The sequence below is a fragment of the Actinomadura xylanilytica genome, assembly GCF_030283145.1.
Lineage (GTDB): Bacteria > Actinomycetota > Actinomycetes > Streptosporangiales > Streptosporangiaceae > Spirillospora > Spirillospora xylanilytica.
On the sequence record NZ_JASNWE010000002.1, the window covers coordinates 578,182 to 590,367 of the forward strand.

The following is a 12,186-nucleotide window of genomic DNA, read 5'->3' on the forward strand; positions in this document are numbered from 1 at the left end:
ATGCGTTCTACAGCTAACTCTCTTCCTTTACCTCGCCCAGCCCCGAAACAAACCTGAAACAAACCTCACCTCCCGGACCGGAGGGTCAGAAGGTGATGACCTGGCGGACGGCCTCGCCGGTGGCGAGGCGGTCGAAACCGGTGTTGACCTCGTCCAGGGTGAGGCGGTGCGACAGGAGGGCGTCGACGGGGAGGGTGCCCGCGCGGTACATGCCGATGAAGCGGGGGATGTCGCGGCGGGGCACCGAGGAGCCCAGGTAGCTGCCGCGCAGCGTGCGCTCCTCGGCGACCAGGCTGAGCGCGGGCAGGGTCAGCGGCTCGCCGGGGGCGGGCAGGCCCACGGTGACGGTGGTGCCGCCCGCGCGGGTCGCGGCGTAGGACTGCTCCAGGACGGGGACGACGCCGGTGGTGTCGAGCACCTTCTCCGCGCCGCCGCCGGTGATCTCGCGGATCGCCTCGACCGCGCCGGGGCCGCCCGCGACGGTGTGGGTGGCGCCGAGCCGTCCGGCCAGCTCGCGCTTGTGCGGGACGACGTCGACCGCGATGAGGGTGGACGCGCCGGCGGCCTTGGCGGCCAGCAGCGCGGCGAGGCCGACCCCGCCGAGGCCGAACACCGCGACGCTGTCGCCCGGGACGACTCGCGCGCTGTAGAACGCGGCGCCGGCGCCGGTGAGGACGGCGCAGCCGAACAGGGCGGCGATCTCGTACGGCAGGTCGGCGTCGACCCGCACGGCCGAACGCGCCGACACCACCGTGTACTCCGAGAAAGCCGAGACGCCCAGGTGGTGGTTGGGCCGGGTGCCGTCGGCGGCGGCGAAGCGCTTGGCGCCCGAGAGCAGGGTGCCCGCGCCGTTCGCCTTCGCGCCGGGGCCGCAGAGGGCCGGACGGCCGCCGACGCAGCGCGCGCAGTGGCCGCAGGCCGGGACGAACGCCATCACGACGCGGTCGCCGGGTGCGAACTCGGTTCCCTCGCCCGTCTCGATCACCTCGCCCGCGGCCTCGTGACCGAGGGCCATGGGGAGCGGGCGGGGGCGGGAGCCGTTGAGCACCGACAGGTCGGAGTGGCAGAGCCCGGCGGCGCCGACCCGGACCAGCATCTCGCCGGGGCCGGGCGGGTCGAGCGACAGTTCGGCGACCTCGACCGGGCGGGAGTCCGCGTAGGGGGCGGGGCGGCCGGATTCGACGAGCACCGCGGACCGGGTCCTGGTCATGGGGTCTCCAGCTTCTCCATCGCGGTCCGGACCGGGCCCGCGATCTGCACCGGGCGGCGGGTGTCGCGGCCGACGAACACGTGCACGAAGTGGCCCTCGGCGATCAGGACGCCGTCCGAGCCGCGGACCAGGCCGATCTCCCAGCGGACGCTGGAGCGGCCCAGCCTGCCGATCCGCAGCCCGACCCGGATCGCGTCCGGGAAGGAGACCTCGGCCTTGTACTCGCAGTGCGACTCCACGCACAGCGCGATCGAGTCGCTGGTGAGCGGGTCGAAACCGGCCGTCCGGATCATCCACTCGTTGATCACGGTGTCCATCAGGGAGTAGTGGACAACGTTGTTGACGTGCCCGTACACGTCGTTGTCCTTCCACCGCGTGGGCACCGTCTCCCAGTGCGCGTAGTCGCTCGTCACGCGGGCCAGTCTAAGTACCGGCCGGTAGCCGGCGGCGGCGCGGGACGAAGGCGCGGCGCCCACCGGGCCGCAAGGGAAAGGTTCTGAGCACGATCCCGGCCTGGTGGACGCCGCGGTCTGTGAGGCGGCACGGTCCTGCCGCCGGATCCGTCAGACGGCGCGGGCGGCGCGGGCGGCGTCGAAACGGGCCGTGACGTCGGTCCAGTCGACCAGCGACCACAGCTTCTGGACGTAGTCCGGGCGGACGTTGCGGTACTGGAGGTAGTACGCGTGCTCCCAGGCGTCGAACACCAGCAGCGGGGTGCTGTTCATCCCGACGTTGCCGTGGTGGTCGTAGATCTGCTCGACGACCAGGCGCTCGCCGAGCGGCTCCCAGGCCAGCACGCCCCAGCCGGATCCCTGGACGAGCGAGGTGGCGCTCGAAAGCTGCTTCTGGAACGCCTCGAACGAGCCGAAGTGCTCGCCGATCGCCGCGGCCAGCTCGCCCTCGGGGCGGTCGCCGCCGTCCGGCGACAGGTTGTCCCAGAAGATCGAGTGCAGCACGTGCCCGGACAGGTTGAACGCGAAGGTCTTCTCCAGGCCGACCAGCCCGCCGAACTGCTCCTTGTCGCGCGCCTCGGCGAGCTTCTCGAGCGTGTCGTTGGCGCCCTTGACGTAGGCCGCGTGGTGCTTGGCGTGGTGCAGCTCCAGGATCTCCCCGGTGATCGCGGGCTCCAGGGCGGCATAGTCATAAGGCAGGTCGGGCAGCGTGTAGTTGGCCATGATCCCCACTATTGCAAACAAGTCGCAGCTACGTCCAACATGCAACAGGGGCCGTGAACCCGGCGGGCCCGCCACACCGCCGGTACGGCGGCGGGACGGGCCCGGTCGGGACGCGGGATCGGACGGCGTGTCGGATCAGTGGCGCCGTCCCCCGCGGAGGCGCGCCAGCAGGCCGCGCGCCTTCGCCCTGGTCCTCGGGTCGCGGGCGACCCGCTCGGCCCGCGCGCGGGCCTGCCGGGCCTGCGGGCTGTTCACGTAGCCCTTGATCCGGTCGATGAGAGAAGCCATCTCGTTCTCCTCGGCCTCACGGTGCGGCGGGGGGTCGCCGCCTCATCAGGTCAACGAGCGCCCCTACCGGAAAGTTTGCGTCCGCGCAGAGGAACCGAGGAACAGAGAACGAAGGAACGGGCGAGAACGGAGAACCGGCGGACCGGACGCCTCAGAACGCCTCGTCGAACGCGACGCTGCCCTCGACGCCGATCTGGTACGCCGACACGCGCCGCTCGAAGAAGTTGGACAGCTCCTGCACGTCCTGCAACTCCATGAACGCGAACGGGTTCGCGGTGCCGTACCGGATCGGCAGGCCGAGCCGCGCCAGCCGCTGGTCGGCGACGTACTCCAGATAGCCGCGCATGTCGTCCGCCGACATCCCCGGCAGGCCGTCGCCGCACAGGTCGCGGGCGAACGCCAGCTCGGCCTCGACGGCCTCCTCCATCATGCGGGTGACCTGCTCGGTCATCGCCGCGTCGAACAGCTCGGGCTCCTCGGCCCGGACGGTGTCGACCACCGAGAACGCGAACTCCATGTGCATGCTCTCGTCGCGGAACACCCAGTTGGTGCCGGACGCCAGGCCGTTCAGCAGGCCCCGGGACCGCAGCCAGTAGACATAGGCGAACGCGCCGTAGAAGAACAGCCCCTCGATGCACGCCGCGAAGCAGATCAGGTTGAGCAGGAACGCGCGCCGGTCGGCGCCCGTGGCCAGCTCGTCCAGCTTGTCGATGGTGCCGATCCAGCGGAAGCAGAACTCGGCCTTGGCCCGGATCGAGGGGATGTGCTCGATCGCCGCGAACGCCTTGGCCCGCTCCTGGTGATCGGGCAGGTAGGTGTCCAGGAGGGTCAGGTAGAACTGGACGTGCACGGCCTCCTCGAAGAGCTGCCGCGACAGGTAGAGCCGCGCCTCGGGCGCGTTCAGGTGCTTGTAGAGGTTGAGCACCAGGTTGTTGGCCACGATCGAGTCGCCGGTGGCGAAGAACGCGACCAGCCGGTTGACCAGGTGCAGCTCGGCGGGCGTCAGCCGGGCCAGGTCGGCGAGGTCGGACCCGAGGTCGACCTCCTCCACCGTCCAGGTGTTGCGGATCGCGGCGCGGTACCGCTCGTAGAAGTCGGGGTAGCGCATGGGCCGCAGCGTCAGGTCCATGCCGGGGTCGAGCAGCATGCCGCGCCCTCCGGTCGACTCGCTCACTGGCACGCCTCACAGGTCTCGGGGTTCTCCAGCGAGCACACGACGGCGTCGGTGTCGGACGCGGCGGCGTCCGACACGGCGGCGCCGGACGCGGCGGCGCCGGCGACGGTGGTCTGCGCGATCCGCGTCGCCGGGCGGGACCGCAGGTAGTAGGTCGTCTTCAGGCCGCTGCGCCACGCGTAGGCGTACATCGAGGACAGCTTGCCGATGGTCGGCGTCTCCATGAACAGGTTGAGCGAGTGGCTCTGGTCGATGTACGGGGTGCGCCCGGCGGCCATGTCGATCAGCGCCTTCTGCGGCAGCTCCCACGCGGTCCGGTAGCGCGACCGCAGATCGTCCGGCAGGTCGGCCAGGCCCTGCACCGAGCCGTTCGCGCGCTTGATCGCCTCGCGCACCGCCGTCGTCCACAGGCCGCGGGCCTTGAGCTCGGCCACCAGGTACCCGTTGATCTGGAGGAACTCCCCCGACAGCGTCTCGCGCTTGAACAGGTTGGACACCTGCGGCTCGACGCACTCGTAGCAGCCCGCGATGGACGCGATCGTCGCGGTCGGCGCGATCGCGACGAGCAGCGAGTTGCGCAGCCCGACCTCGGCGATGCGGGCGCGCAGCGCGTCCCACTCGGCGGCGCGCGCGGGCGTCGCCTCCGGGAAGTGGTCGTGGTGCAGCCGGCCGCGCGCCGTCCGGGTCTGCGCGTAGGCGGGCAGCGGGCCCAGCTCGGCGGCGAGGTCGGCGGACGCGCCGTAGGCGGCGAGCGCGATCTCCTCGGCGATGCGGGTGGACAGCTCGCGGGCCTCGGCGGAGTCGAACGCCAGCCGCAGCGTGAAGAACACGTCGGCCAGGCCCATCGCGCCGAGCCCGACCGGCCGCCACTTGCCGTTGGCGCCCTCGGCCTCGCCGGTCGGGTAGAAGCCGCGGTCGATCGTCCGGTCCAGGAAGCGGACGGCCGTGCGGACCGTCCGGCGCAGGCGCGGCCAGTCCATGCCGTCCGGGCCGACGTGCGCGGCGAGGTTGACCGAGCCGAGGTTGCACACGGCGGTCTCGCCGTCGCTGGTCACCTCGATGATCTCGGTGCACAGGTTGGACAGGTGCACCGTGTTGCCCGGTTCGGCGGTCTGGTTGCAGGACCGGTTGGAGGCGTCCTTGAACGTCATCCAGCCGTTGCCGGTCTCGGCGAGCGTCCGCATCATCCGCGCGTACAGCCGCCGCGCCTGGACCTGCCGGACGTACCGGCCGTCCGCCTCGGCCCGCCGGTACGCGGCGTCGAACTCCTCGCCCCACAGGTCGGCGAGCTCGGGGACCTCCTTGGGGTCGAACAGCGACCACGCCGCGTCGGCCTCGACCCGCCGCATGAACTCGTCCGGGATCCAGTTGGCCAGGTTGAGGTTGTGGGTGCGGCGCGCCTCCTCGCCGGTGTTGTCGCGCAGCTCCAGGAACTCCTCGACGTCGGCGTGCCACGGCTCCAGGTAGACGCACGCCGCGCCCTTGCGGCGGCCCCCCTGGTTGACGGCGGCGACGGACGAGTCGAGCGTGCGCAGCCACGGCACGATGCCGTTGGAGTGCCCGTTGGTGCCCCGGATCAGCGATCCCCGCGAGCGCACCTTCGTCCACGAGATGCCGATGCCGCCCGCGTACTTGCTGAGCCGCGCCACCTGCGCGTACCGCTCGTAGATCGACTCCAGCTCGTCGCGCGGCGAGTCGAGCAGGAAGCAGGACGAGAGCTGCGGGCGGCGCGCGGCGGAGTTGAACAGCGTCGGGGAGCTCGGCAGGTACGACAGCGTGCTGAGCAGCCCGTACAGCTCGGCGGCGTCGTCCACGGTGTCGGACAGCCCGGTCGCCACGCGCAGCAGGAAGTACTGCGGGCGTTCGAGCACCCGCCGGGTCTCGGGGTGCCGCAGCAGGTAGCGGTCGTAGAGCGTGCGCATCCCGAAGTACTCGAAGCGGTCGTCGGCCGTCTCGTCGATCAGGGCGTCCAGCGCGGCGGCGTTGGCGGCGACGAACGCGGCGGGCGCGTCGGCGAGCAGCCCGGCGGCGTGCGAGGCGGCGATCGATCCGGCGAACGTCGCGACCCCCTCGGCGGCGGCCTCGTCGGCGATGTGCGCGCCGAGCAGCCGGGCGGCGACCTTGGAGTAGGCGGGCTCGGCGGCGACCAGCGCGGCGGCCTCGCCGATCGCCAGCTCGCGCAGCCCCGCCGCGCCGACGCCGTTCCCGGACCGGACGGCGGCCAGGACGCGGCGCGGGTCGGCGCCCGGCAGCCCGGCGCAGGCGCCCTCGACCTGCGCGGCCAGCGCCTCGCCCGCCGTCCCGTCCGCGGGTGCGGTCGCGGGCGTGCCCGCCGGTGCGGCGCCGGCGTGGCGCGCCCCAGGCGTCGCGATCATTTCCTGTGTCACGTGCTCAATCCCCTCGCGAGCTCGCTCCACCGGGGCACGCGAACGAGGCGCGGCGGTACGCCGCGCACCCGCCCAGCGGCCCTCCCGCGGAGCCTGGACGTTCAACGTGCGGGCAGGTCTTCGGACTCGCGGGCGACGCGCCTCTGGACGAGACGCGGGCTACTGACCGTCGCTTCCCGGTCCGCCGGGCGGACCAGTGCTCGATGACGGCGGTCGTTCCCGCTCACCGCTGCGGGGCAGTCCCGGATTCACACCGGGTTCCCTCTTGCGACGCCCCCGCCGAACCGCGGCAGGGGCGAACCAGCACGAGGCCCGACCCTACATCTAGTCGGCCACCACTGCGCCACCCCAAGATGTAGGGCGTGTCACACGATCCGCTGGGGGGTGGATGACGACCCGCGGACCAGGGTGGGACGATGGGCACGCCATGTCCCCGCCTCCCCCGCATCCGCTGTTCCGCACCTCCCGGGCGGTCGTCTTCGCCACCGTGTGCGTCACTCTGGCGACCGCCGGGCACGCCCTGGCGTCCCCGGCGGCGGTCCCCGGCTGGGCCGTCGCGTCCGGTTTCGGCGCGGTGCTGGCGGTCACACTGGCGCTGGCCGGGCACGAACGCTCGCTGCCCACGCTCGCGGGCGGGCTGCTCGGCGGACAGTTCGCGCTGCACACGCTCTTCGCGAGCGCCTGCGCGCCCGGGATGGCCGAGCACCATCCCGCGCCCGTGTCCGGCGGCGGCCATGGCTCGGGCGCCGCGATGACGCTGGCGCACGTCGCGGCGGCACTGCTGTCGGCGTGGTGGCTGCGGCGCGGCGAGCGGGCCGCATGGTCGCTGGCCAGGCGGGTCTCGGCGATGGCCGACCGACCTATCCGGCTGCTGCTCGCCCTCCTCGCGGTCGAACCCGCCACCCCTCCGGCGCGTACACCGGTCGCACCCGCGGCGGACGCCCCGCGTCCCACCGTCCGGGTGCTCCGGCATCTCGTCGTCCGGCGGGGGCCGCCCGCCCGTTCGAGAGCGCTCGCCCTCATCTGACCCGCGAGCGCCGTACGTCACCGGACGCCGGTCCCCGGCGCATCCGGCCCTTCCCGTACGTCTCGAACGGAGTTCCGTCATGAGCGCCATCCAGCGCGCCCGCGTCCAGGCCCGCACCCGCACCCGCGTCCACGTCCACGCCCGCCGCCTCGCCGCGGCAGGCGTCCTCACCGCGATCTCGGTCGCCGGCCTCGCGACCGCCGCGTCCGCCCACGTCACCGTCAACCCCGGGACCGCCGAGCAGGGCGGCTACACCAAGGTGTCCTTCCGGGTCCCGAACGAGCGGGACGACGCGGGCACCACCAAGGTGCGGGTGGACCTGCCCGCCGACCACCCGCTCGCCTCGGTGTCGGTCCGGCCGGTGCCCGGCTGGACGGTCAAGGTCGACAAGAGCAGGCTGCCGACGCCGGTGCAGACCGAGGGCGGCGAGCTGACCGAGGCCGTCACCCGGATCACCTGGACCGGCGGCCGGATCGAGGCCGGCCAGTTCCAGGAGTTCGACGTCTCGATGGGGCCGATCCCGACCGGCATCGACCGGCTGGTGTTCAAGACCGAGCAGACCTACTCCGGCGGCGAGGTCGTCAAGTGGGACCAGAACCAGGTCGACGGGCAGGACGAGCCCGAGCACCCGGCCCCGGTGCTCAGGCTGACCCCCAAGGGCGCGACCGCCGTCGCCGAGGCCGGACCGGCCGACAAGGCGAAGGCCGGCGCGCCGTCCGGCGGCGGCGAGGACGACGGGACGGCCCGCCTGCTGGGCGGGCTCGGCCTCGCCGCCGGGGTGATCGGCATCGCGGCCGGCGGCCTCGGCCTCGCGCGGAACCGACGGAGCCGGTCGTGAGGCGGCCCGCCGCCGCACCCCTCCCGGCCGTCACTGCACTGGTCTTCACCGCACTGGCCTCCACGGTGCTGGCCTCCACGGTGCTGACACTCGTCGCCGCGCCTCCGGCGTCGGCGCACACCACGCTCAGGTCGTCCACCCCGGCGCCGGGGTCCACGGCCCGCGCACCGTCCTCCATCGAGCTCACCTATGCCGATCCGGTGATGGTTCCGAAGGTGGTGCTGTCGGACACGAACGGCGGGCAGCACGCAGCGGGGCCCGCGCGTGCGGTCGACAACAAGGTCACGCAGGCGGTGGACGGGACGCTGCCGAACGGCGTCTACACCGTCGGCTGGCGCGTGGTCTCCGTTGACGGCCACCCGGTGACGGGCAGCTACACCTTCACGGTGCGGGGCTCGACATCGGCGACGTCCGCGAAGACCGACGCCCCAACCTCGGCACCGGCCTCCGCTTCCGCCTCTGCCGGTCCCGCCGCGGGCGCTCCGGAGGGGTCCGGCGGCTCGTCGGGGTGGCTGTGGATCGGGCTGGTCGCAGCGGTCGTCGTGCTCGCGGCCGGCGGGGTCGCCCTCGTGCGGAGGCGCTGACCCGGAGGCGCCGACCCGGCCTCGTCCCAGAGCCCTCCGCCCGCACGGCCTCACCGTGCGGGCGGAGGGCTCTGTCATGCCTTTCCGGGTCATGCCGTTCCGGGGACCGCCGCGAGGGGCCCCGCGAAATCGGAAATCAAAGGGCAAAGCGTTTTGCGCGCGCGCGATTTTATCACGGCAAAAGCGAGACCTTGCCGGCGCTGTACATCACATATGAATAACTATTTGTGGCACGGAGAAGTTGCAGATTCCGTGCGCGAATCCAGGTCGGGCCGGACCCGCCGGCGCGAGCCGGGCGGATCCGCCCGCCCGTATGAAACACGACAATAGGAGAGAGAACGTGAATTACGGAGACGAGCTACGACGCGAGATCCTGTCGGACGGAGTCACCCCGCTCATCGGAGTGTTCGACATGTTCTCCGCCTCCGTCGCCGCAAAGCACTATAACGGCCTGTTCGTGTCCGGATTCGGATTCGCGGCGTCCCACTACGGCCTGCCCGACATCGGGTTCATCGCCTGGCCCGACATGGTGGCGTTCGTCCAGCGGCTCCGGCTCGCCTTCCCGGCCCAGCACCTGCTCGTCGACATCGACGACGGCTACGTCGACCCGGAGGTCGCCTGCCACGTCGTCGACCAGCTCGAGCTGACCGGCGCCTCCGGCGTCATCCTGGAGGACCAGCAGCGCCCGCGCCGCTGCGGGCACGTGGACGGCAAGCGGCTCCTCCCGCTGGAGGAGTACCTCGACAAGCTCGACATGGTGCTGCGCACCCGCCGGGACCTGGTGGTGGTGGCCCGCACCGACGCGAGCGACGAGGACGAGATCCTGCGCCGCGCGGCGGCGCTGGCCGAGACCGACGCCGACGTCGTCCTGGTCGACGGCGTCCGCAGCATCGACTGGATCCACAAGGTGCGGGCCGTGATCGGCGACAAGCCGCTGCTGTTCAACCAGATCGCGGGCGGCAGGTCGCCGCGCATCTCGCTGCCGGAGTTGACCGCCCTGGGGGTCGATGTGGCCATTTACAGCACGCCCTGCCTGTTCGCCGCGCAGACCGCGATGGAGGAGGCGATGCGGGGACTCAAGGCCGCCGAGGGCCGGCTTCCCGAAATGACCGGGCGCAGCGTCGGCGTCAAGGAGTCGATCGCACTGCTGGAGCAGAACATCAGCAGAAACCACCCCAAGCCCGAACGGGAACCCGTGCGGGTACTGGCCGATTCCCTGGCGTAGTTCCCTTTCTTCCGGATCGATGGCGGCAGGACGAGGTTGGGAGCAAGAAGAGAAATGCGTGTCGTCTCCGCGGCATTGGCGCGGCTGCACATCGATCCCTACATCGCGGCGATTCTCTGCACCGTGGGAATCGCCGCGATGTGGCCCGCCCGCGGTGGCGTGACCGGGGTCCTGGACCTCGCGGGCACCATCGCGATCACCCTGTTGTTCTTCTTCTACGGCGCGCGGCTGTCGACAACCGAGGCGCTGAGCGGGCTGCGGCACTGGCGGCTGCACGCGGCCATCTCGTTCGTCACCTTCGCGGTGTTCCCGGTGCTGGCCCTCACCTGCGCGGTGCTGGTGCCGGAGGTGCTGGACGAGCCGCTGTACGCGGGCGTGGTGTTCCTGTGCGTGCTGCCGTCCACCGTGCAGTCGTCGATCACGCTCACCTCCATCGCGAAGGGGAACGAGGCGGGCGCGATCTGTAGCGCCTCGCTCTCCAACCTCGTCGGGGTGGTGCTCACGCCGGTGCTGGTCGCGGTGCTGATCTCGGCGGGCGACGGCGGGTTCTCGCTCGCCTCGGTCGGCGACATCATGGTCCGCCTGCTGCTGCCGTTCCTGGCCGGGCAGGCCGCCCAGCGCTGGATCGGCGACCGAGTCCGGGCCCGGCGCGGGCTCCTGGGCCTCTACGACCGGGGCGTCATCCTGCTGGTGGTGTACACGGCCTTCAGCCAGGGCGTCGTCAGCGGGGTGTGGAGCGGGCTGGCGGTCCGGCAGCTCGTGCTGCTCGCCCTGGTCATCGCCGGCCTGCTGGCCCTGGCGCTCGGCATCGCCGCGCTGCTCGCGCGGGCCTTCGGCTTCTCGCGGGCGGACCGCGTCGCGATCCTGTTCTGCGGCTCGCAGAAGAGCCTGGCCAGCGGGCTACCGATGGCGACCGTGCTGTTCGCGGGCGCGGCCGTCAGCACCACCGTCCTGCCCCTAATGCTCTACCACCAGTTCCAGCTACTGGTGTGCTCGTGGCTCGCGCAGCGCTTCGCCAAGCGGCAGGAGCCGCGGCCGGTTCCCGAGCCCGCGCACGCCACCGCCTGACCCATCACCCACGACCGACCGAGAGGACGAGAACAACCATGCGCCTTTTCGCCAAGGCCCTCGTGTACGCCATCGTCACCTGCCTCTGCACGCTCACCTGCGCGGGCACGGCATCGGCGGCATCGGCTCCCGCACCGCTCATCGGCTCCGTCAACGTCGACTTCGGCAACAGCGGCGAGGACTCCGGCAACGACAGCGCCCTGGAGATCGACCGGTCGCTCAACCTCGCCGAGGGGAACGGCAGCCCCGGCAGCGACATCATCAACGAGGTCACCGGCGCCGGGAACGGCAACGGCACCGGCACCGTGACCGGGAAGGGCGTCGGCTCCGGCGACACCGTCGCCACCGCTCCCAACGAGGTGGACGACGAGTGACCGGGTCCTCGGAGAGCTAGCCGGCGGACGCCGGCCGGTCACCGCACCGGCCGGCGTCCCCTTTCCCCGCCGGCGTCCCCCGTCCCGGCCGGCGGCATGCAGAAGAAGCCTCACGCCGCATGCATTTATCGCGACCTGGGACGATGGCGACATGCCCAAGTCGATCGGTGAGCCGCGCAACGCGCGGAGCCGCCGCTCCCGCGCTGCGCTGCTGCGGGCCGTACGCGAGCTGGTCGAGGACGAGGGCGCCGGCGCGGTCACCATGGCCGCCGTCGCACAGCGGGCCGGGGTCAGCCGCCGCGCCGTCTACCTGCACTTCACCTCCCGCAGCGACCTGTTCACCGCGCTGTACGACTACGTCAACGAGGTCGAGGACGTGGAGGGCCGGTTCGCGCCGATCAGCTCCGCGCCCGACGCCGTCACGGCGCTGGAGGAGTTCGCCCGCCTGCACGCCGCGTTCATGCCGCGCGTCCTCGCGGTGTCCCGCGCCGTCGAGCGGGTGGCGCACGCCGACCCCGACGCGGCGCGGCACTGGGAGGCCGCCATGTACTGGCGACTGGAGTCCAACCGGGCGCTGATCCGGCGGCTCGACGACGAGGGGATGCTGGCGCCGCACTGGACGGTCGACAGCGCCACCGACATGCTGCTGGCGCTGATCTCCAACGGGGTCTGCGAGACCCTGCTGGTCGACCGCGACTGGTCGCCCGAGCGGATCGGCGCGCACATGGCGCACGTGCTGCGGGCCGCCTTCGTCGCCGGGTGACACGCGGCCACCCCCGTTCGGGGGTGGTGGACCTCACCCGACTGCCGAACGATCCTGTTTATCCGGGTGGCAG

The 12,186-nt window shown here is 72.2% G+C and carries 13 protein-coding genes and 1 riboswitch; of the genes, 7 read left to right on the forward strand and 6 right to left on the reverse strand.

Going from position 1 to position 12,186, the window contains the following annotated elements; translation table 11 throughout:
- Positions 1 to 85 precede the first annotated feature (85 nt).
- From QP090_RS13730 to QP090_RS13755, 6 genes are all read right to left on the reverse strand, one after another.
- Positions 86 to 1,210, reverse strand: coding sequence for a zinc-dependent alcohol dehydrogenase family protein (locus QP090_RS13730; protein WP_285939187.1), 1,125 nt, complete (start codon positions 1,208 to 1,210; stop codon positions 86 to 88).
- Positions 1,207 to 1,623: an acyl-CoA thioesterase gene (locus QP090_RS13735; RefSeq protein WP_285939188.1), complete on the reverse strand. Its 417-nt coding sequence runs from the start codon at positions 1,621 to 1,623 to the stop codon at positions 1,207 to 1,209. Before QP090_RS13735 ends, QP090_RS13730 begins: the two co-directional genes overlap by 4 nt.
- A 150-nt stretch (positions 1,624 to 1,773) precedes the next feature.
- Complete coding sequence (locus QP090_RS13740) at positions 1,774 to 2,385, reverse strand: superoxide dismutase (protein ID WP_285939190.1); 612 nt, start codon at positions 2,383 to 2,385, stop codon at positions 1,774 to 1,776.
- Between the two features lie 135 nt (positions 2,386 to 2,520).
- Positions 2,521 to 2,673: a hypothetical protein gene (locus QP090_RS13745; protein ID WP_285939191.1), complete on the reverse strand. Its 153-nt coding sequence runs from the start codon at positions 2,671 to 2,673 to the stop codon at positions 2,521 to 2,523.
- Positions 2,674 to 2,824: 151 nt separating this feature from the next.
- Positions 2,825 to 3,847: a ribonucleotide-diphosphate reductase subunit beta gene (locus QP090_RS13750; protein ID WP_285939192.1), complete on the reverse strand. Its 1,023-nt coding sequence runs from the start codon at positions 3,845 to 3,847 to the stop codon at positions 2,825 to 2,827.
- Positions 3,844 to 6,234: a ribonucleoside-diphosphate reductase subunit alpha gene (locus QP090_RS13755; RefSeq protein ID WP_285939194.1), complete on the reverse strand. Its 2,391-nt coding sequence runs from the start codon at positions 6,232 to 6,234 to the stop codon at positions 3,844 to 3,846. The genes QP090_RS13750 and QP090_RS13755 overlap by 4 nt, the downstream gene beginning before the upstream one ends.
- Positions 6,235 to 6,328: 94 nt before the next feature.
- Positions 6,329 to 6,554, reverse strand: a riboswitch (cobalamin riboswitch).
- Positions 6,555 to 6,661: 107 nt separating this feature from the next.
- Here QP090_RS13755 and QP090_RS13760 point away from each other — a divergent pair.
- From QP090_RS13760 to QP090_RS13790, 7 genes are all read left to right on the forward strand, one after another.
- Positions 6,662 to 7,261, forward strand: a complete 600-nt coding sequence (locus tag QP090_RS13760; RefSeq protein WP_285939195.1) for an MFS transporter — start codon at positions 6,662 to 6,664, stop codon at positions 7,259 to 7,261.
- Positions 7,262 to 7,340: 79 nt separating this feature from the next.
- Positions 7,341 to 8,099 carry a YcnI family copper-binding membrane protein gene (locus QP090_RS13765; protein ID WP_285939196.1) on the forward strand — a complete coding sequence of 253 codons (759 nt, stop codon included), beginning with the start codon at positions 7,341 to 7,343 and terminating at the stop codon, positions 8,097 to 8,099.
- On the forward strand, positions 8,096 to 8,683 hold the full coding sequence (locus QP090_RS13770; protein ID WP_285939197.1) for a copper resistance CopC family protein: 588 nt from the start codon (positions 8,096 to 8,098) through the stop codon (positions 8,681 to 8,683). The genes QP090_RS13765 and QP090_RS13770 overlap by 4 nt, the downstream gene beginning before the upstream one ends.
- Positions 8,684 to 9,023: 340 nt before the next feature.
- On the forward strand, positions 9,024 to 9,908 hold the full coding sequence (locus QP090_RS13775) for an isocitrate lyase/PEP mutase family protein (protein WP_285939198.1): 885 nt from the start codon (positions 9,024 to 9,026) through the stop codon (positions 9,906 to 9,908).
- Positions 9,909 to 9,962: 54 nt separating this feature from the next.
- Complete coding sequence (locus tag QP090_RS13780) at positions 9,963 to 10,976, forward strand: bile acid:sodium symporter family protein (protein ID WP_285939199.1); 1,014 nt, start codon at positions 9,963 to 9,965, stop codon at positions 10,974 to 10,976.
- A gap of 38 nt (positions 10,977 to 11,014) precedes the next feature.
- Positions 11,015 to 11,350 (forward strand): hypothetical protein, encoded by a 336-nt coding sequence (locus tag QP090_RS13785; RefSeq protein ID WP_285939200.1) that lies wholly within the window; start codon positions 11,015 to 11,017, stop codon positions 11,348 to 11,350.
- A gap of 151 nt (positions 11,351 to 11,501) precedes the next feature.
- Entirely contained in the window at positions 11,502 to 12,113 is a 612-nt protein-coding gene (locus tag QP090_RS13790) for a TetR/AcrR family transcriptional regulator (protein WP_285939202.1), read from the forward strand.
- Positions 12,114 to 12,186 lie beyond the last annotated feature (73 nt).

Bases quoted from the DNA above. Each gene is read 5' to 3' on its own strand.
- QP090_RS13730 (WP_285939187.1), bottom strand. From the start codon at position 1,210: ATGACCAGGACCCGGTCCGCGGTGCTCGTCGAATCCGGCCGCCCCGCC.
- QP090_RS13740 (WP_285939190.1), bottom strand. From the start codon at position 2,385: ATGGCCAACTACACGCTGCCCGACCTGCCTTATGACTATGCCGCCCTG.
- QP090_RS13745 (WP_285939191.1), bottom strand. From the start codon at position 2,673: ATGGCTTCTCTCATCGACCGGATCAAGGGCTACGTGAACAGCCCGCAG.
- QP090_RS13760 (WP_285939195.1), top strand. From the start codon at position 6,662: ATGTCCCCGCCTCCCCCGCATCCGCTGTTCCGCACCTCCCGGGCGGTC.
- QP090_RS13765 (WP_285939196.1), top strand. From the start codon at position 7,341: ATGAGCGCCATCCAGCGCGCCCGCGTCCAGGCCCGCACCCGCACCCGC.
- QP090_RS13780 (WP_285939199.1), top strand. From the start codon at position 9,963: ATGCGTGTCGTCTCCGCGGCATTGGCGCGGCTGCACATCGATCCCTAC.
- QP090_RS13785 (WP_285939200.1), top strand. From the start codon at position 11,015: ATGCGCCTTTTCGCCAAGGCCCTCGTGTACGCCATCGTCACCTGCCTC.
- QP090_RS13790 (WP_285939202.1), top strand. From the start codon at position 11,502: ATGCCCAAGTCGATCGGTGAGCCGCGCAACGCGCGGAGCCGCCGCTCC.